The following is an 18934-nucleotide window of genomic DNA, read 5'->3' as shown; positions in this document are numbered from 1 at the left end:
CGCAAACGAACTAGGACTGCCGCGGTTCAGGCGGGCACGGCGTCGATGTTCGCCCGGTCCCAATGGCGGTGCTTCGCGATGGCCGCGATGAAGTCGCTCGCCACCTGCGTCGCGGCCGTGGTGTCGCCCATGTTGGTGACGGGCGTCGCCGCCACCACCACGCCGGCCGGCGCGTCGGCCGGCGGCACGTCCGCGCCGATGCCCAGCGAGGACAGCAGCCGCACGCCCTCGCCCACGGTGCAGATCGCCTTGCAGTGCTTGTAGGCCTCGAGCACGAAGTGCACCGCATCGCCGATGCCGCTCATGGCCGCGGCGCTCTCGCTGCCCGCGGGCACCAGCACGGCGTCGAACATCACCGACGGCGTGTTGGCGAAGGTCATGTCGACATCGATCTGCCGCTTCGACGCGCTGGCGACGGTGCCCAGCTTCGGGCCCACCGTCTTGCATTGCGCGCCGGCCTGCTCGAGCGCGTCGCGGATCGGCTTGAGCGAAGCCGAGTCGACACCGTCCGCCACCAGGATCGCGATCTTGCGGGTGCGGATGGAGCCGTCGCCGGTGTCGGCCATGCTGAGCGCGCGCGACTCCTCGATGGGCAGCGTCATGCGGTGTTCGCGAAAGCCTGCGCGGCCTGCCGCCGCCTTGGCATCGGGCTCGCCGATGCCCAGCGGCTCGGCCACGCGGCGCGCGAGCTTCTCGTCCACGTGCGCGAGGTTGTCGACCACCCGCTGGCGGATGGCCGGCACCTCCAGCTTCGACAGCTCGAAGCGGAAGGCCGCGATGATGTGTTCCTTCTCGGCCGCGCTCTGGCTGTTGAAGAACAGGCGCGCCTGCGTGAAGTGATCGTCGAACGAGGCGCTGCGGCGGCGCACCTTCGGCGGATCGATTTCTTCGGGGAACGACTGGAAGCCGTGGCTGCCGCCGTCCACGCGGAACTCGGCGCCGCTGCCCAGCGTATTGGGCTCGTAGGCCACCTGGCCGCGCGAAATGGTCTGGCGGTGCATGCCGTCGCGCTGCATGTTGTGGAACGGGCACACGGCCTTGTTGATGGGCAGTTCGTGGAAGTTCGCGCCGCCCAGGCGCGAGATCTGCGTGTCGGTGTACGAAAACAGGCGACCCTGCAGAAGCGGGTCGTTGCTGAAGTCGATGCCCGGCACCACGTGGCCCGGGTGGAAGGCCACCTGCTCGGTCTCGGCGAAGAAGTTGTCCGGGTTGCGGTTGAGCACCAGCCGCCCGATCTTCTGCACCGGCACCATCTCTTCGGGAATGAGCTTGGTGGGGTCGAGCAGGTCGAAGCCCAGCGAGTGTTCCTTGTCCTGCGGAATCATCTGCACGCCGAGTTCCCATTCGGGGAAGTCGCCGTTCTCGATGGCTTCCCACAGGTCGCGGCGGTGGAAGTCGGCGTCCTTGCCGGCGATCTTCTGTGCCTCGTCCCACACCAGGCCATGGATGCCGAGCTTGGGCTTCCAGTGGAACTTCACGAAGTGGCTCTCGCCGCGGCTGTTGATGAAGCGGAAGGTGTGGACGCCGAAGCCTTCCATCATGCGCAGGCTGCGCGGAATGGCGCGGTCGCTCATGGCCCACATCAGCATGTGGGTGCTCTCGGGCATGAGCGAGGCGAAGTCCCAGAAGGTGTCGTGCGCGCTCGCGGCCTGCGGCATCTCGTGGTGCGGCTCGGGCTTGACGGCGTGGATGAGGTCGGGGAACTTCATCGCGTCCTGGATGAAGAACACCGGGATGTTGTTGCCCACCAGGTCGTAGTTGCCTTCGCGGGTGTAGAACTTGACGGCGAAGCCGCGCACGTCGCGCACCGTGTCGGCGGATCCGCGCGAGCCGGCCACGGTCGAGAAGCGCACGAAAACGGGCGTCTTCTGGTCGGGGTCCTGCAGGAAGTCGGCGCAGGTGAACTGCGACATCGACTTGTAGACCTGGAAGTAGCCGTGCGCCGCGGACCCGCGCGCATGCACCACGCGCTCGGGAATGCGCTCGTGGTCGAAGTGCGTGATCTTCTCGCGCAGGATGAAATCTTCGAGCAGCGTGGGCCCGCGCACACCCGCCTTGAGCGAGTTGTGGTTGTCGGGAATCTGCAGGCCCTGGTTGGTGGTCAGGGTCGGCGGATGCTCGACCGTGAAGCCTTCGAGCTGCTGCTGCTTGGCGCTGCTGCCGTCGCTCGCCTTGGCGGCGCTCGCGCGGCGGCCCGCAGCGGCCTTGTTCTGTGGCGTCATCGGGGATTTGCTGGAATCTTTCATGGGTAGGGCGCTCAGCCCATTTCGTTGTTGTCCAGGAACATGTCGAGCACGTTCACCAGCGCGATCAGGCAAATGCAACCGGCCACCGCGGCGACGGCCCACACAAGAATCTCGTCTCCCCACGCACCGGTGAGCGAGTCGAACAGCGTTGAAAACTCCATGATTCCCTCCGAGGAACTAGTACAGCCATACACACAATGCAGGTTGCTCGCAAGGTTATGTTTGGTGAGCGAAGTAACCCGTAGTGGCCCCCCGCCCCCCTCTGTGGGAGAACAAGCGCGCAGGCGGTAGGAGCGCGCCGACAGCGCATGGCGGCGGCCTACGCCGGGTCGCGCGTCCTGGATGCGTGGCTGTGCAACCCGCGTCGCATAGCATGTGGAACACGTGGCACTCATCGTGCTTGTCATCAGTGCCCGGGCCATTCCAGGGAAGAAAGAACTTCATGCAGATCAGGATCGGTTTCGACATCGAGCTCGGCGTCACCGCCCCCACGGCATTGATCTACATGCTGCAGGTGCATCCGTCGCGCGCCGGCGACTTGCAGGACGGCGAGCACATCACCATCAGCCCGCCACTGGTGACGGACCACTACACGGACAGCTTCGGCAACCAGTGCGCGCGAGTGCACGTGCCCCCGGGCGTGAGCAGAGTGCGGCTGCGCAACCACGCGACGGTGTACGACACCGGCTGGCCCGATGCAGTCGACTTCGGCGCGGTGGAGCACGCGACGGCCGACCTCCCCGTGGAGACGCTGCCCTTCGTGCTGCCCAGCCGCTACTGCGAGGTCGACAGCGAGCTGCTGGGTTTCGCATGGGCCAACTTCTCGAGCGTGACGCCCGGCTGGGCGCGCGTGCAGGCGATCTGCGACTTCGTGCACCGGCACCTGCGCTTCGACTACCAGAACGCGCGCGCCACCCGCACCGCGCTGGAGGGCTACCGCGAACGCACCGGCGTGTGCCGCGACTTCGCGCACCTGGCGATCACGCTGTGCCGCTGCATGAACATTCCCGCGCGCTACGTGACGGGCTACCTGGGCGACATCGGCATTCCGCCGGTGCGCTACCCGATGGACTTCAGCGCCTGGTTCGAGGTGTACCTGGGCAACCGCTGGCACACCTTCGACGCGCGGCACAACACGCCGCGCATCGGGCGCGTGGTGATCGCGCGCGGGCGCGACGCGGCGGACGTTCCGATCACGATGGTGTTCGGAGCGAACACGCTGCAGCGCTTCGAGGTGACGACGGAAGAAGTGCTGCAGTAGTTGTTCGTCTTGCGCCTTCCCCTTCCGGGGGAAGGTTGGGATGGGGGCCGGCCCTCGTGCAGGCACGGTGCTGTCTCGAACGCCGTCGTGCCCCCACCCCTGCCCTCCCCCGGAAGGGGAGGGAGAAATACCTCACTTGCCGCTGTAGCCCAGCAGTTTCATCGCGGCGGCCAGGCCCTTGCGGCTGCGCTCCATCGCAGCCCACGGCTTGTTGCCGGTAGCGAAGCGTTCGGCCGCGTTGCCGACGTTCCACTGGTCGGCGGCCGTGAGCGTGGGCAGCTCGTCCCACGCCACCGGCACCGACACGCCCAGCCCCGGCCGCGAGCGCGCCGACCACGCGCTCACCGTGGTGGCGCCGAAGCCGTTGCGCAGGTAGTCGACGAACACCTTGCCCACCCGGTTGCGCGGCCCGCTCTTGGCCACGAAGCGCGACGGAATGGTCTCGGCCAGGTGCGCCACCACTGCCTGCGAGAAGCCCTTGACCATGTCCCAGTCGTACTGCCGGCGCAGCGGCACCACCACGTGCAGGCCCTTGCCGCCGCTGGTCTTGAGGAATGAAGGCAGGCCCAGTTCGTCCAGCAGGGTGCGCACCAGAATGGCCGCCTCCTGGATCTGCGGCCACGCGACGCCTTCGCCGGGGTCGAGGTCGAAGGTCATGCGGTCGGGCTTGCCGATGGCGCGCGAGGTGGCGTTCCAGGTGTGCAGCTCGATCACGTTCATCTGCGCCGCGCCCAGCAGCCCGGTCTTGGTGTCGATCTGCAGCAGCGGCTCGTGGCCGGGGTCGAGCGCGGGATCGAGCAGGCGCACGCCGGGGATCTCGCTGTTCTGCAGATGTTTCTGGAAGAACAGCTCGCCGCCCACGCCCTCGGGCGCGCGCACCAGCGACACGGGCCGTCCGCGCAGGTGCGGCAGCATGAGCGTGGCCACGCTGTCGTAGTAGGCCGCGAGCTGGCCCTTGGTGATGCCGCTGTGCTTGTCGATCACGCGGTCGGCATGAGTGATCTTCTGGGCCATGGGGGTGATGTTTCCTTCCTCCGGCTGCTCGCGGCGGATATCGCGCGCGGGCTTGTCGGCGCGCAGGCCCTGGAACACGGCGTGCCGCACGCGGTCTTCGCGCGTCCACTCGCCGAACGAGACCTCGGCCACCAGCGTGGGTTTGACCCACTGTGCCTTGACGCCGCAAGGCTGCGGCGAGAACGGGCAGTCCTCGGTCGCCAGCTTGTCGAGCCGGGCCTTGACGTCGGCAAGGCGCTTCGCGTCGAAGCCGGTGCCGACGTTGCCGCAGTAGCGCAGCCGGCCGGTGGCCTCGTCGTGCACGCCCAGCAGCAGCGCGCCGAAGCCGGCGCGCGAGCCCTTGGGCGCGGTGTAGCCGCCGATCACGAACTCCTGGCGCCGCTGGTTCTTGAGCTTGATCCAGTCGGGCGAACGGCGCGACACGTAAGGCGAGCCCTTGCGCTTGCCGACGATGCCCTCGAAGCCGATGCGCGCGGACGACGCGAGCAGGTCGCCCGGCGCCGCGTCGAAGGCCTCGCTCAGGCGCAGCGGCGCGGGCGGTTTCTTGCCGACGAGCTTTGCAAGCCGCGCGCGGCGTTCCTCGACCGGCATGTCGCGCAGGTCCTCGCCGTCGAGAAAGGGCGCGTCGAACAGCCAGTAGACGATGGCCGACGTCGCGCCGCTGTCGAAAGCGTTCTGCAGTGCCTGGAAGTCGGGCGCGCCGTTCTTGCCTTCCACCGTGATCTCGCCGTCGAGCCATGCCGCGCCGGTGGGCAGCTTCGCGAGCGCCGCGGCGAGCGCGGGCAGCTTGGCGGTCCAGTCGTGGCCGTTGCGGGTGAAGCAGCGGACCTTGCCCTTGTCGATGCGCGCGAGCAGGCGGTAACCGTCGAACTTGAGCTCGTAGAGCCAGTCGTCGCGCGATGCAGGCGGCGACGACGCAAGGGTGGCGAGCTGGGGCTGGAGGCTGGCGGGAAGCGCTGTCTTCTTCACTGCCTTCTTCACTGCCTTCTTCACTGCCTTCTTCACCGCCTTTTTCACCGCCTTCGCGCTTGCCTTCGCAGGCGCCCTGTCCGGTGCCTTCTTCGCCGGCTGCCCCACCTCGTCCACGCCGCGTCCGCTCAGCACGCTCGCCGGCTGCGCTTCGAGCACGTCGTAGTCGGCGAGCGGGCGGGCCTCGGCGTCACGCTCCTTGATGAGCAGCCAGGGCTCGTGCGACTCATCGCCCTTGCCGTGCATGCGCACCAGCGTCCAGTGGCCGTGCAGCTTCTCGCCGCGCAGCTCGAACTTGAGCTTGCCGGCCGCGAGCGACTTGCGCGCGTCGCCCTCGGGCAGCCAGTCGCCGCGGTCCCAGACGATGACGCTGCCCGCGCCGTACTGCTTCGGCGGAATGGTGCCCTCGAATCCGGCGTAGGAGATCGGATGGTCCTCGACGTGCACCGCCATGCGCTTCACGCTCGGGTCGAGGCACGGCCCCTTCGGCACGGCCCAGCTCTTGAGCGTGCCGTCGAGTTCCAGCCTGAAGTCGTAGTGCAGGTGGCTCGCGTGGTGCTTCTGGATCACGAAGGACAGCACGCCCTTGCCCGCCTGGCCGCCGGCCTCAGGCTCGGGCGTGCGCGAGAAGTCGCGCTTGCCGTGGTAGCGCGCCAGTGCCTTGCGCGCCGCCGATGCCGTGGTGCCCATGGCCGCGTGCCTCGTCGATCAGGCCGCGCGGCGGTGGCGCGCCGGCGCCTTGCGCGCGGCCTTGGCGGCGGGCTTGCGCTTCTTCGCGGCGGCCTTGGGCGGCGGCGCGTTTTCTTCCTCGTCGCCTTCCTCATCGCCTTCTTCGCCGGCTGCCGCCTTGGCCGTCTTTGCGCCCTTGCCGCGCAGGCTGCGCTGCAGCAGTTCGGTCAGGTCGATGATCTTCGCGCCGCGTCCCTCGCTGGACTGCGATTCCTCGGGCTCCGGCTGCGTCACCGTCTTGGTCTGGCCGGCCTTCACCTTCTTGTCGACCAGCCGCAGGATCTCGTCCTTGAACTCGTCCTTGAATTCGCCGGGGTCCCAGTCGGTGCTCATGTCCTCGACCAGTTCCTTGGCCATCTTCAGTTCACGCTCGCTCAGGCCGGCTTTCTTCACGTCTTCGGAAGGCAGCGGCAGGTCGGCCCAGGGGCGGATGTCGGCGCCCCAGCGCAGCAGGTTCAGCACGAGCCCGGGGCCCGAGGGCACCAGCACGGCCAGGTGCTGCTTGGTCTGGATGACCACGCGCGCCACGCCCACGCGGCCGCTGCGCTGCAGGGTCTCGCGCAGCAGCGCATAGACCTTGGCGCCGCGGTTGATCGGTGCCACGTAATAGGGCCGCTCGAGGTAGACGAAGGGAATGCCGTCGGCCGGCACGAAGGTCTCTATCTCGATGGTCTGCGTGGTCTTGGGGTAGGCGTCGGAAATTTCCTTGTCGCTGAGCACCACGTACTCGCCGTCCTCGTACTCGATGCCCTTGACGATCTGCTCGCGCGCGATTTCCTTGCCGGTCTTCTTGTTGATGCGCTTGTAGCCGACCGGGTCCATGGTGCGCTTGTCGAGCCAGTCGAAGTCGATGCCGTGGTCGGTGGTGGCCGAATACAGCGCGACCGGAATGTGGACGAGGCCGAAGCTGATCGCGCCCTTCCACAGGACGCGCGGCGCGGGGGCTTTTTTCGAGACGGGCATGGGCACACTCCTTCAGCATTGGAATGTGCGCCGCCCGCGTGCGCAGGCGATGTAGGAGCGCGGCCCCAGCCGCCGTCAGGCCGCGCCGGCCGCTCCGACCACAGGCCCCAGCTGTCGCTCGCTGGGGCGCGCGAAGTAGAACCACTCGGCGCCGGGCTGCGCGAGCGCGTTGGGGAACACGATGAAGCCGTCCTCGGGTGCGCTGAGCAGCGTACCGTCGTGGCGCATGCCGATGGGTTCGCCGCGCGCCACTTCGTCGAAGGTGGCCCAGTCGCGCACGAAGCTGTCGTCCTCGTGCAGGCGGTCGGTCACGCCGGCCAGCCGCAGCAGCCTGGGCGGCTGCGCCGGCCCGGCCGACAGCCCCTGCGGCAGCGCGGCCATGCCCAGCAGCGCGAGCGTGCGGCGGATGGCGCGCCAGGCCACCTCGGGCGCCTGCGGGTCCAGGTGCTGGCCGCATTCGAGCGTGACGCCGTAGCCGCCGCGGCTGCGGATGTATTCGTTGGTGCCGCGGCCGAAATCGAGCGCGGCTTCGTCGGCCGGCGTGCCGCCCGCGCGCTGCGCGAGACCGGCGGCGTAGATGTCGAGCCAGCCTTCCACCACGATCGGCGTGCCGATGTGCAGCGCGAGCTGGCCTTCCTCGAACGAGCGGGCAAAGGGCTCCAGCGTGCCGGTGTTGTCGCGCGGGCCGATCATGGCGAACGCCTCGCCCTCGCTCTGGAAGGAATGCAGGTCGAGCAGCACGTCGTGGCGCGCGATGAGCGGGGCCAGCACGTTGGTCACGCGGGCTTCGTAGTCGGCCGGGGCCTCGGTGGGGCGGAACAGGCGGTTGAGGTTGCGCTCGCCTTCGCGCTGCAGGCGCCGGCGCGCGAGCGGATTGGCCACCGGCACCAGGGTGAGTTCGCCGCGCAGCAGCCGCAGCGTGCCGGCCTCGAATTCGGCCAGGATGCGCTCGATGCCCAGCGTGCCGGAGACTTCGTCGCCATGCACGCCGCCCAGCACGAGCAGGCGGGGCCCGGGATTCAGCGAGGCGAAGGAATGGATGCGCAGGCTGTCGGTGGCTGCGCCGTCGAATGGATCGGAGGACATCCGGCAATTATTGCGGAGCGCTTTCCCTGTGCGCAAAGGCGCTATTCATTCCATAGCACCCCGCCCCCGTGCTCGCCTACAGGGGGTGCCTTGCGTGTCCTACCGGGCCGGCGGCGGCATCGGCCCACGCTCGTACTTCATCGAAGCGAAGGAGCCCCCCACATGACCAAGAACAGCAAGGCCCAGCCGGCCGCGCCCCAAAAGAACGCGGACGGCGGCAAGACCAAGGTGGCGCAGGAGGGCGAATCGTCGCCGCGCCTGCCGCACGAGCGCGACCAGTCGTCCGACAGCCAGCAGACGCCGGACGGCCGCCCGACCGAAGTGGGCCGCCAGGCCCATGAAGACGTGGAACGCGGCCTGGTCGACACCGACCGCGGCCTGGAGGCCAACCGCGTCTACAAGGACGGGAAGCTCAAGCGCTGACCACGCCGGCCAGCTGCTTGCGCATGTCGCCGATGACGGCGCCGTAGTCCTTGGCGTTGAAGATCGCGCTGCCGGCCACGAAGGTGTCGGCGCCGGCGGAGGCCACGCGCGCGATGTTGTCGACCTTGATGCCGCCGTCCACCTCGAGGCGGATGTCGCGGCCGCTCTGCTCGATGCGCTTGCGCGCCATCTCGATCTTGCGCAGCGCCGAGTCGATGAAGCTCTGGCCGCCGAAGCCGGGGTTCACGCTCATGATGAGGATCAGGTCGATGTCGTCGATGGCCCAGTCGAGCGCTTCCAGGCCCAGCCCCGGGTTGAACACCAGCCCGGCCTTGCAGCCGGCCGCCTTGATGGCCTGGATGCTGCGGTGCACGTGCGGCGACGCATCGGGGTGGAAGCTGATGTAGTCGGCGCCCGCCTGCGCGAAGGAGGCGGCCAGCGCGTCGACCGGATGGATCATCAGGTGCACGTCGATCGGCACCGGGGTGCCGTCGGCGGTCTTGGCATAGGGCTTGAGCGCCTGGCAGATCATCGGGCCGAAGGTCAGGTTCGGCACGTAGTGGTTGTCCATCACGTCGAAATGGATCCAGTCGGCGCCGGCCGCGATCACGTCGGTCAGTTCTTTGCCGAGTTGCGCGAAGTCGGCGGACAGGATGGAGGGCGCGATGCGGAACGGGGTGCTCATAACCCCTGATTCTCGCAGCCGGCGCAAGTCCGACCAAAGGCCTCCGTTACCATGCGCCCCATGTCACTCAGCCCCTTCAGCGTACAGGTCGAACCGCGCTTCCTGGCCGACCAGTCGTCCGCCAAGGACAACATCTACACCTTTTCCTATACGGTGACGGTCACGAACACCGGTTCGGTGGCCGCCCAGCTGATCGCGCGCCACTGGCTGATCAACGATGCCTCGGGCCATGCGCAGGAGGTCAAGGGCCTCGGCGTGATCGGCCAGCAGCCGCTGCTGGCGCCCGGCGAATCTTTCCGTTACACCAGCGGCTGCCGCCTGCAGGCACCCAGCGGCACGATGCACGGCAGCTTTTTCGTGGTGACCGAGGAAGGCGAGCGCTTCGACGTTCCCATTCCCATGTTCGTGCTGGAAGCCGACATCGGCGGCGCACCCGTCTCCCGCGTATTGCACTAGGCACGGCGCGCCTCCTCTTTCCCTTCCCCGCCCCCCACATGGCTGCCGCATCGCGCGACTTGCAGGGGCTGCTTGCCGGCCTCGACCCTACGGCCGATGTGGCGCAGCGCCACATCTGGCTCATCAACATCTTCGACTGGCTGCGCGGCGACCGCGCCTCGCCCCAGGCGGCCATGGGCCGCGTCCAGCTGCTGCTCGACGCCATCGAGGCGCGGCCGGAGCTGCGCGAGCGGCTGCGCGCCTGGTGGCGTGCGTTCACGCAGTCGGTCGACCTGACCACGCTGCTGGCCGACTACGGCTTCGCGCCGCGCACCGCCTTCGCCAGTGAGCTGGGCGAACGGCTGCGCCGCAAGATCCTGCCCGGCACGCCGGAGACCACCGACGCGTCGGACCTGTTCCGCATGGTGCTGCCGGGCGTGTTCGACGCCGGCTGGATCGCGCTGCTCGACGAGACGCAGCTCGCGCGCATCGGCGCGCTGCTGGCCACCTCGGCCACGGATGCGGCCATCGACGACGACGGCGCCCCGCGCTGGCGCCACACGGTGATGGACGCCGTGACCTACTGCGCCAGCCAGGTGGTGGCCACCGGCTTCTCGCCCGAACTGCGGCTGCGCATGAGCCCCGAGCTCGTCGCGGCCCGCCCGTTCCACGCGCTGATGGCCGACCTCGACGGCCTGCGCGAGCAGATGTTCGCGCAGCCGCGCGACGAGGCCGCGCTGCAGGCGGCCTTCGTGGTCTTCCGCGACCGGCTCGACGCCTGCCGCACCGTGACCTCGTCGGTCTACACGCACCTGGAGGACAACGGCATCTCGGTGGGCCTGGTGTTCCGGCTGCGCCAGCTGCGCGAGCGCGTGCTGCGCATCCGCGAGCTGCTCGACTGCCTGATGTCGCCCAGCCCCGCGCCCAGCGTGGCGCGGCTGATCGGACGGCTGGTGCTGGCGGGCGGCGAGCGCAACAGCATCCGCGCGCTGATCGCGTCCAACTCGTCGATGCTGGCCGCCAAGGTGACCGAGCGCAGCGCCGAGACCGGCGAGCACTACATCACCCGCGACCGCGCCAGCTACGCGCAGATGGTGAAGAAGGCCGCGGGGGGCGGCGCGCTCACTTCCATCACGGTGCTGCTGAAGTTCGGCATCTATGCGCTGGGCCTGTCGGCCTTCTGGAGCGGGCTGGCCGCGGGCCTCATGTACGCGGCGAGCTTCGTCGCCATCCAGCTGCTGCACCTGACGCTGGCCACCAAGCAGCCCGCGATGACCGCGCCGGCGCTCGCGGCGCGGCTGCGCGACATCAAGTCGGACGAGGCGGTGGCCCGGTTCGTGGACGAGGTGGCCAACCTGGTGCGCTCCCAGGTGGCGGCGGTGCTGGGCAACGTGCTGGTGGTGGTGCCCGCGATGGCGGCGGTGGCGCTGTTGATACAGCTGGCAACCGGCCGGCCGCTGCTCGACGCGGCGCATGCGGCGGCCACGCTGAATTCGCTGTCGCTGGCCGGCCCGACCGCGCTTTATGCGGCATTCACCGGCATCCTGCTGTTTTCGGCCAGCATCATCGCCGGATGGACAGAAAACGCCTTTGTCCTGCACAGACTCGACTCCGCCATGCGTTACAACCCCCGCATCGGCGCTTTTCTGGGTGCCGCACGGGCTCGCCGCTGGGCCGACTTCATGCGCACGCACATCTCAGGCTTCGCCTCCAACATCTCGCTGGGACTCATGCTCGGACTGCTGCCCGCGTTCGCGGGTTTCTTCGGGCTCGGCCTGGATGTGCGCCACGTGACACTGTCGGCCGGGCAGATCGCCGCAGCCGCAGCGTCCACCGGCCCCGCGGTGCTGCAGCAGCCCGCGCTGTGGTGGGCGGTGGCGGCCATTCCCGTGATCGGCGCGCTCAATGTGAGCGTGAGTTTCTATTTCGCTTTCCGGCTGGCGCTGCGCGCGCACAGCGTGAGCCTGAATGACCGCGCGCGCATCCGCCGCGCGATCTGGGCGCGCTGGCGCAGCCGGCCGGTGAGCTTCTTCCTACCTGCATGAACCTGACGAGCTTCCTCAACGACCTGCTGGGCTTCTGGTCCGAATGGGTGCGCCCCTCGGCCGGCCTTCCCACCGTGCTGTGGTCGCTGCTGCTGGCGGCGGCCGCGGCTTCCGGCCACCTGGTCCAGCGCTACCTGGGCCTGCCCAAGGTGATCGGCTATTCGCTGGTGGGCGCGGTGGTCGGCTTCGCCGGCTTCGAAGGCGCGATCTGGCCGCTGCGCGGCATCAGCCTCTTCCTGTTGGAGCTGGGCGCGGCCGTTGTGCTGTTCGAGGCCGGCGGCCGGCTGCCGCTGCGCTGGTTCCGGCACAACCCGATGGTGCTGGTGCAGAGCCTGCTCGAAGCCACGCTCACCTATTTCGGCGTGTACTGGATCCTGACGCTGCTGGGCCTGCCCGAGCCGGTGGCCAACCCGATCGCGCTGATGGCCATCGTGGCCTCGCCGGCGGTGCTCAGCCGCGTGATCATCGACACCCGCGCCGCCGGCCCGGTGACCGAACGCGCCATGACGCTGTCCACGCTCAACACCTTCTACGCGCTGGCGCTGGGCTATGCGCAGGCCGGGCTGATCGAGCGCGCGCCGCAAACGGTGCTGCAGCAGCTCTATCCGGTGGCCGTGGTGCTGGGCCTGTCGTTCGTGGTGGGCGGCATCATGGCGCTGGCGCTGCGCTCGGCGCTGCGGGTGATGAGCCCGACCAGCGAGAACACGTCGATCCTGCTGCTGGCGATCATCGCGGCGGGCGCCGCCCTCACCGCGCACATCGGCGGCTCGGCGCCGCTGGCGGCGCTGATCGGCGGCGTGCTGCTCAAGACGCTCAACCCCAAGCCCTGGGCCTGGCAGCGCCAGCTTGGCACGGCCGCCTCGCTGCTGACGATGCTGATGTTCGTGCTGGTGTCCATCGTCGCCGCGCAGGCCGACTGGACCCTGCCCGTGGCCAGCGTGGTGCTGGCGGTGATCGGCGTGCGCCTGCTGACCAAGATCGCGGGCGTGGCCATCGCCAACCCCGGCAGCGGCGCAAGCTGGAAGCAGGCTTTCTGGGTCGGCTGCGCGATGTCGCCGCTGTCGTCGATCGCGCTGCTCATCGCCTCCAATTTCGCCACCGCTTCGCCCCTGCTGGGCACCATGATCACGCAGGTGGCCCTGCCCTCGATCCTGCTGATGGAAGTGGTGGGCGCGGTGCTCGCCACCGTGGCCATCCATGCGGTCGGGGAGAGTTCGGTGCCCTGGGCGCCCCAGGCCTTCAGCACCACCGAGGACACGCAGCGATGAGCAGCAGCAGCAACAACAGCGCGGCCACCCCCGTCGATCCGGACAGCGACGACGTGCGCTCCGCCCCGCTGCCTGCGGACCCGGCGAGCCGCATGGTCAAGCTGGAGCCCTTCAACAAGTCGCAGGCGCTGTCGCTGGGCGTGGAGCTGGAGCTGCAGCTCGTGAACACGCACGACTACGACCTCGCGCCATACGCCGAGGACATGCTGCGGCTGATGGCGCAGACGCCGCTGCCCGGCAGCGTGGTGCCCGAGATGACCTCGAGCATGATCGAGATCTCGACCGACATCTGCCATTCGGCGCAGGACGTGATCACGCAGCTCTCGCCGATCCGAGAGGCGCTGATCCGCAATGCCGACAAGCTCAACATCGCGGTGGTGGGCGGCGGCACGCACGCTTTCCAGCAGTGGCACGAGCGGCGCATCTACGACAAGCCGCGCTTTCGCGAGCTGTCGGAGCTGTACGGCTACCTGAGCAAGCAGTTCACCATCTTCGGCCAGCACGTGCACATCGGCTGCCCCGACGCCGACGCGGCGCTGCTGATGCTGCACCGCATGTCGCGCTACATCCCGCACTTCATCGCGCTGTCGGCGTCTTCGCCCTTCGTGCAGGGGCAGGACACGCAGTTCGACTCGGCGCGGCTGAACTCGGTGTTCGCGTTCCCGCTGTCGGGCCGCGCGCCCTTCACGCTGAGCTGGAAGGAATTCGAGGCGTATTTCGAGCGCATGACCCGCACCGGCGTCGTGCGCAGCATGAAAGACTTCTACTGGGACATCCGCCCCAAGCCCGAGTTCGGCACCATCGAGATCCGCGTGTTCGACACGCCGCTCACCGTGGAGCGCGCCGCCGCGCTCGCGGGCTACGTGCAGTCATTGGCCGCGTGGTTCCTGCAGGAGCAGCCCTTCGAGCCGACCGAGGACGACTATCTCGTCTACACCTACAACCGCTTCCAGGCCTGCCGCTTCGGCCTGGACGCGGTCTACGTCGACCCCGCCAGCGGCCAGCACATGCCGCTGCGCGACCACATCCTGATGACGATGACGCAGCTCGAGTGGCACAGCGAGGCGCTCAACGCCACGCAGGCGCTGGGCGAACTGCGCACCAGCGTGGAGGCCAACCGCAACGACGCGCGGTGGCTGCGCGAGAAGCAGGGAAAAGAACGGCTGCTGGCGGAGGTGGTGCGGCAGGCGGCGCTGAGGTTCCGGGGCGAAGCCTGAGGCCGCCCGCGGCGCACCCCTTATGCTCGCCGCATGGGTGAATTCGACCTGATCACACGCTACTTCAAGCGCCCCGCCACGCGCTCTCCGCTGGGCGTGGGCGACGACTGCGCCTTGCTCGCGCCCGCGGCGGGCATGCAGCTCGCGGTGTCCTCCGACATGCTGGTCGAGGGCCGGCACTTTCTCTCGACCGTCGATCCGGCGCGGCTCGGCCACAAGGCGCTGGCGGTGAACCTCAGCGACCTTGCCGCCTGCGGCGCGAAGCCGCTGGCCTTCACGCTGGCGCTGGCGCTGCCCGGCGTCGACGAGCCCTGGCTCGAAGGCTTCTCGCGTGGCCTGTTCGCGCTGGCCGACGCGCACGGCTGCGAACTGGTGGGCGGCGACACCACGCGCGGCCCGCTCAACATCTGCATCACGGTGTTCGGCGAAGTGCCGGCCGGCGCGGCGCTGCTGCGCTCCGGCGCGCGCGCGGGCGACGACATCTGGGTCAGCGGCACGCTAGGCGATGCGCGCCTGGCGCTCGAGGTGTTCCGCGGCACGGTGTCGCTGCCGGCAGAGGCGTTCGAGTCGGCGCGCGCGCGCATGGAGCAGCCCACGCCGCGCGTGGCGCTGGGGCAGGCGCTGCGCGGCATCGCGTCTTCAGCCGTGGACGTGAGCGACGGGCTGATCGGCGACCTGGGCCACATCCTGGCGTCGAGCAAGGTGGGCGCCACGCTGGACGCCGATGCGGCCACCGGCCTGATCGCCGCCCAGGCGCCGGGCCTAGGCACCGCCGTCCTGCGCACCTGCGCACTCTCGGGCGGCGACGACTACGAACTGGTCTTCACCGCGCCGCCTTCAGCACGCGCGGCGGTCGAGCAGGCCGGCCTCGACAGCGCGACGCCCGTGTCGCGCATCGGCCGCGTCGAGCCTGACGCGGGGCTGCGCATCGTCGATGCGGCCGGCGCGCCGGTGCCGCAGCGCTTCGGCTCCTTCGATCATTTCGTCTAGCGCCTGGCGGCCACCGCGCGCCAGGCCAGCCATACGGCCAGCGCCGGGGCGAGCGCGAAGCTCGCGAACAGCCAGGCCGCCGCCGAGCGCGCGCCTTCTACGCCGCCCGGCGTGGTGAGCCCCGCCGCATTCGCCACCAGGCCCGCCACCGCGGCGCCCACGGCCATGCCGTAGAGCTGCACCGTGGTGATCGAGGCCGAGGCCAGGCCTTCCTCGCCCTTGGGCGCGAGCGACATCACGCGCGTCAGCAGGTGCGGCCAGCCGATGCCCACGCCAAGCCCCACGGCCGCCAGCGCAAGCGCGACGACCAGCGTCTCCACGCCCGCGCCGAACACGCCCGGCGACGGCAGCAGCCACGCCAGCGCCGCCAGCCCCAGCGTGCAGATCACCGGCCCGGCGCGCAGCATGCGGTCGGCGCCAGCGCCGCTGCGGCCAGAGGACAGCAGCGAGCCCACGCTCCAGCCGCCGGCCATCGCCGCCGTGAGGTAGCCCGCCGCAAGCGGCGTATGGCCGTGCAGCAGCTGCAGGAAGTACGGCACGAAGATCTCGGTGGTGGTGCCGATCAGCAGCAGCGCCACGCTCGCATAGATGGCGCCGAGCGGCGCGCGCATCGAGTAGGCGCCGCTCGGCAGCACCCGCACCGCGGCGCTGCGGTCGATGCGCGTGGCAACAAAGCCGACGGCCAGGCCCACCAGCACGCCGAAGGCCTGCCAGAGCAGGTCGGACAGCAGGCCGCTGGCCGCGATCACCAGCACCGAGGTGGCGAGCAGCCCGATCTGCGGGCCCGGCACGCGCGGCATGGCGGCGGGCCGCGTGTGCGTCACGCCAGCCGAGGGCCGCAGCTGCACCAGCACCAGCACCGCCTGCGCGGCCGCCACCGGCAGCAGGAACCAGAAGGCCCAGCGCCAGTGCCCGGCCTGCGCGAACAACCCGCCCACGGCCGGCCCGCACAACGTGGCGACGCCCCACATGCCCGACACCAGCGCCACCGCGCGCGGCCACAGCCGCTGCTCGAACACCAGTTGGATCAATCCGTAGCTCAGCGCCGCGAGCAGCCCGCCGCCGAGCCCCTGCACCGTGCGGCCCGCGAGCATCCACAACATGGCCGGCGCCAGCGCACAGCCGATGGAGCCGGCACCGAACACCGCCAGCGCTGCCAGGCATGCACCGCGCGGGCCGAGCACCGCCAGCAGCCGCACCGACAGCGTGGCGCCCAGGATCGAGCCGACCACGAAGAGCGTGGTGCTCCAGGCGTACCAGTCGAGCCCGCCGATCTCGCGCACCACCGAGGGCAGCACGGTGGTCACGATGTGGACGTTGATGGCATGTAGCGCGACACCGCCGGTCAGCGCGAGCGCGCGCCAGCCGTTGCGGCCGCTGAAGAGTTCGCCCCAACCGGCAGTGGGGGGCGCGGGCCGCAGGGCGGCGGAAGAAGAAGACATGACAAGGATGCGGAGGACTTGGAAGAAGCCTTGGATGGTAGGCCGCACGCCTCAATTAAACAAGCTATTGCTTTGATAAATAAAACGGCTGCTGCACAAGCCGCCGAACAGGCCGCGCCGCAGATGCGCGACACTCCTGCCCCTGATGCAAGCTGCTTCTTCTTCCTCCTCCACCACCACTTCGCCCATCGACGCCTCCCCGTCCGGCGCCATGCCCCTGCCCTCCATGCGACGCGCCACGCTGCGCTTCATGCTCTCCCACCCCGCGCACTTCATCGCGCTGGGCTTCGGCTCGGGCCTGCCGCGCTTCGCTCCCGGCACCGTGGGCACGCTGTGGGCCTGGGCGGCCTTCGCGGTGATGCAGTTGTGGTTCACGCCCGCGACCATCGGCTGGATCATCCTGGCGTCGCTGCCGGTGGGCTGGTGGGCGTGCACCGTCACCGCGCGCGACATGAACGTGGCCGACCCCGGCGCCGTGGTGTGGGACGAGGTCGTCGCCTTCTGGATCGTGCTCTGGCTGGTGACGCCGGCCGGGCTGCTGGCGCAGGCCGTGGCCTTCGCGCTGTTCCGCTATTTCGACGCCGCCAAGCCCGGCCCGGTGGCCTGGGCCGATGCGCTGTTCAAGCAGCGCGACGCGGCACAGGTGCGCTGGTGGCACGCGGGCTTCGGCATCATCCTCGACGATCTGGTGGCGGCCTTCTGCACGCTGCTGGTCATTGCGCTGTGGCGCGACTGGTGAACATGGTGAAAGCGATGGATTCTTCTTCGACCACGACGACGACGACAAAAACCGCCGAGGCGACGACAACGCTCGCGGACCTCGACACGCCCGCGCTGGTCGTGGCCGTGGCCGGCCTGCTGCAGAAGAAGGGCTGGATGCTGGCCACCGCCGAGAGCTGCACGGGCGGGCTCATAGGCGCGGCCTGCACCGAGCTCGCGGGCTCCAGCGCATGGTTCGAGCGCGGCTTCATCACGTATTCGAACGAAGCCAAGACCGAGATCCTGGGCGTGGACGCGGCGCTGATCGCGGCCAACGGCGCGGTCAGCGAGCCCGTGGCGCGCGCCATGGCCGTGGGCGCCATCGCCCGCTCGGCACCATCGCGCGTGGCGCTGGCCGTGACCGGCGTGGCGGGCCCGACCGGCGGCACGCCCGACAAGCCGGTGGGCACCGTGTGGTTCGGCTGGTCGGTCGACGGCCAGGTGCGCACCGAGCGCCGCCGCTTCGACGGCGACCGCGCCACGGTGCGCGCGGCCACGGTGCACTACGCGCTGCAGACGCTGGTCGAGCTGCTCTCGGCCCGATAGGACAAGACGCGACCGGACACACCAGGAGAGACAGAGCCCATGACCGCAGTGACCAACGCCCAGACCATCGAGCGCTTCTACAGCGCATTCGCCAAGCTCGACGCGCCGACCATGGAGGCCTGCTACGCGCCCGATGCCGAATTCGACGACGAGGCCTTCTCGCTGCGCGGGCGGCGCCAGGTCGGCGGCATGTGGCGCATGCTGGCGAGCGCCACGCAGGCCAAGGGCGCCGACGTGTGGCGCCTGACCTGGCGCGACGTGCAGGCCGACGAGCGCACCGGCGGCGCCCACTGGGACGCGCACTACCGCTTCAGCGCCACCGGGCGCATCGTCGACAACAGCGTCGACGCGCGCTTCACCTTCACGCCCGAAGGCCTGATCGCCACGCACCACGACAGCTTTGCGTTCTGGACCTGGTCGCGCCAGGCGCTCGGCGCGCCGGGCCTGCTGCTGGGCTGGACGCCGATGCTGCGCAAGAAGGTGCGCGCCACCGCCGCCGCCAATCTCGCAACCTACCTCGCACGCCAACCATGACCCACAACGCCACCGCCCTCGTCTTCACCAACAACGAAGCGCAGCACCGCTACGAGGCCGCGCTCGACGGCAAGCTCGCGGCCTATGCCGAATACAACCTGCTGACCGACGCCATCATGTTCACCCACACCGAAGTGCTGCCCGAGCATGAAGGCAAGGGCGTGGGCTCCGGCATCGCCAGGCACGTGCTCGACGAGGCCCGCGCCAAGGGGCTGCACGTGATTCCGGTGTGCCAGTTCATCGCGGGCTACATCCGCAAGCACCGCGAGTACGCCGACCTGGTGCGGCCGGACATCCAGCGCGCATTCAAGATCTGAACCGG

General features: G+C 69.6%; 19 protein-coding genes. 11 read left to right on the top strand and 8 right to left on the bottom strand.

The annotated features are described in order from the left end of the window. Positions 1–26 precede the first annotated feature (26 nt). Together katE and WIX39_RS07150 are read right to left on the bottom strand one after the other, a co-directional pair. The gene (gene katE, locus WIX39_RS07155) at positions 27–2222 is read right to left on the bottom strand and encodes a catalase HPII (protein WP_234382127.1); all 2196 of its coding nucleotides are present in this window, start codon (positions 2220–2222) and stop codon (positions 27–29) included. 35 nt (positions 2223–2257) lie between these two features. Then, on the bottom strand, positions 2258–2407 hold the full coding sequence (locus WIX39_RS07150) for a hypothetical protein (RefSeq protein WP_172839840.1): 150 nt from the start codon (positions 2405–2407) through the stop codon (positions 2258–2260). 281 nt (positions 2408–2688) lie between these two features. Here WIX39_RS07150 and WIX39_RS07145 point away from each other — a divergent pair, with 281 nt between their 5' ends. Then, positions 2689–3507 (top strand): transglutaminase-like domain-containing protein, encoded by an 819-nt coding sequence (locus WIX39_RS07145; RefSeq protein WP_409194742.1) that lies wholly within the window; start codon positions 2689–2691, stop codon positions 3505–3507. Between the two features lie 132 nt (positions 3508–3639). Here WIX39_RS07145 and ligD read toward each other — a convergent pair whose 3' ends face one another. The 3 genes from ligD to WIX39_RS07130 all read right to left on the bottom strand — a co-directional run bounded on the left by ligD (position 3640) and on the right by WIX39_RS07130 (position 8268). Then, complete coding sequence (gene ligD, locus WIX39_RS07140; RefSeq protein ID WP_409194741.1) at positions 3640–6180, bottom strand: DNA ligase D; 2541 nt, start codon at positions 6178–6180, stop codon at positions 3640–3642. An 18-nt stretch (positions 6181–6198) separates the two neighbouring features. Continuing rightward, on the bottom strand, positions 6199–7182 hold the full coding sequence (locus tag WIX39_RS07135; protein ID WP_106935928.1) for a Ku protein: 984 nt from the start codon (positions 7180–7182) through the stop codon (positions 6199–6201). A gap of 75 nt (positions 7183–7257) precedes the next feature. Next, the gene (locus tag WIX39_RS07130; RefSeq protein ID WP_409194740.1) at positions 7258–8268 is read right to left on the bottom strand and encodes a succinylglutamate desuccinylase/aspartoacylase family protein; all 1011 of its coding nucleotides are present in this window, start codon (positions 8266–8268) and stop codon (positions 7258–7260) included. A 162-nt stretch (positions 8269–8430) separates the two neighbouring features. Between WIX39_RS07130 and WIX39_RS07125 the strand changes: the two genes are divergently transcribed. Next, positions 8431–8691: a hypothetical protein gene (locus WIX39_RS07125; protein WP_081267844.1), complete on the top strand. Its 261-nt coding sequence runs from the start codon at positions 8431–8433 to the stop codon at positions 8689–8691. On the opposite strand, the gene rpe is transcribed toward WIX39_RS07125, so the two are convergent. After that, on the bottom strand, positions 8681–9376 hold the full coding sequence (rpe, locus tag WIX39_RS07120; protein WP_285411470.1) for a ribulose-phosphate 3-epimerase: 696 nt from the start codon (positions 9374–9376) through the stop codon (positions 8681–8683). The two genes, WIX39_RS07125 and rpe, sit on opposite strands and share 11 nt — an antisense overlap. A gap of 60 nt (positions 9377–9436) precedes the next feature. Here rpe and apaG point away from each other — a divergent pair, with 60 nt between their 5' ends. The 5 genes from apaG to thiL all read left to right on the top strand — a co-directional run bounded on the left by apaG (position 9437) and on the right by thiL (position 15331). Continuing rightward, entirely contained in the window at positions 9437–9832 is a 396-nt protein-coding gene (apaG, locus tag WIX39_RS07115; protein ID WP_081267842.1) for a Co2+/Mg2+ efflux protein ApaG, read from the top strand. Between the two features lie 38 nt (positions 9833–9870). Continuing rightward, positions 9871–11856 (top strand): site-specific recombinase, encoded by a 1986-nt coding sequence (locus WIX39_RS07110; protein ID WP_081267841.1) that lies wholly within the window; start codon positions 9871–9873, stop codon positions 11854–11856. Further along, the gene (locus tag WIX39_RS07105; protein WP_081267840.1) at positions 11853–13124 is read left to right on the top strand and encodes a cation:proton antiporter; all 1272 of its coding nucleotides are present in this window, start codon (positions 11853–11855) and stop codon (positions 13122–13124) included. Before WIX39_RS07110 ends, WIX39_RS07105 begins: the two co-directional genes overlap by 4 nt. Positions 13125–13216: 92 nt before the next feature. Then, positions 13217–14341, top strand: coding sequence for a YbdK family carboxylate-amine ligase (locus WIX39_RS07100; RefSeq protein WP_159053750.1), 1125 nt, complete (start codon positions 13217–13219; stop codon positions 14339–14341). 33 nt (positions 14342–14374) lie between these two features. Next, positions 14375–15331 (top strand): thiamine-phosphate kinase, encoded by a 957-nt coding sequence (gene thiL, locus WIX39_RS07095; RefSeq protein WP_409194739.1) that lies wholly within the window; start codon positions 14375–14377, stop codon positions 15329–15331. On the opposite strand, the gene WIX39_RS07090 is transcribed toward thiL, so the two are convergent. After that, positions 15328–16773 (bottom strand): MFS transporter, encoded by a 1446-nt coding sequence (locus WIX39_RS07090; protein WP_409194738.1) that lies wholly within the window; start codon positions 16771–16773, stop codon positions 15328–15330. The genes thiL and WIX39_RS07090 overlap by 4 nt on opposite strands. Positions 16774–16824: 51 nt before the next feature. Next, on the bottom strand, positions 16825–17025 hold the full coding sequence (locus tag WIX39_RS07085) for a hypothetical protein (RefSeq protein WP_409196374.1): 201 nt from the start codon (positions 17023–17025) through the stop codon (positions 16825–16827). Between WIX39_RS07085 and WIX39_RS07080 the strand changes: the two genes are divergently transcribed. The 4 genes from WIX39_RS07080 to WIX39_RS07065 are packed head-to-tail and all read left to right on the top strand — an operon-like array spanning position 16985 to position 18929. After that, positions 16985–17512: a phosphatidylglycerophosphatase A family protein gene (locus WIX39_RS07080; RefSeq protein WP_409194737.1), complete on the top strand. Its 528-nt coding sequence runs from the start codon at positions 16985–16987 to the stop codon at positions 17510–17512. The genes WIX39_RS07085 and WIX39_RS07080 overlap by 41 nt on opposite strands. Positions 17513–17526: 14 nt before the next feature. After that, entirely contained in the window at positions 17527–18078 is a 552-nt protein-coding gene (locus WIX39_RS07075) for a CinA family protein (RefSeq protein WP_106937584.1), read from the top strand. 39 nt (positions 18079–18117) lie between these two features. Continuing rightward, a complete protein-coding gene (locus WIX39_RS07070; protein ID WP_081267835.1) occupies positions 18118–18612 on the top strand; it encodes a nuclear transport factor 2 family protein in 495 nt (164 codons plus the stop codon). Further along, positions 18609–18929, top strand: a complete 321-nt coding sequence (locus WIX39_RS07065; RefSeq protein ID WP_106935935.1) for a GNAT family N-acetyltransferase — start codon at positions 18609–18611, stop codon at positions 18927–18929. The genes WIX39_RS07070 and WIX39_RS07065 overlap by 4 nt, the downstream gene beginning before the upstream one ends. Positions 18930–18934 lie beyond the last annotated feature (5 nt).

It is taken from the genome of Variovorax sp. AB1(2024) (assembly GCF_037482385.2).
Lineage (GTDB): Bacteria > Pseudomonadota > Gammaproteobacteria > Burkholderiales > Burkholderiaceae_C > Variovorax.
This window is presented reverse-complemented; position numbering and strand designations above follow the sequence as displayed.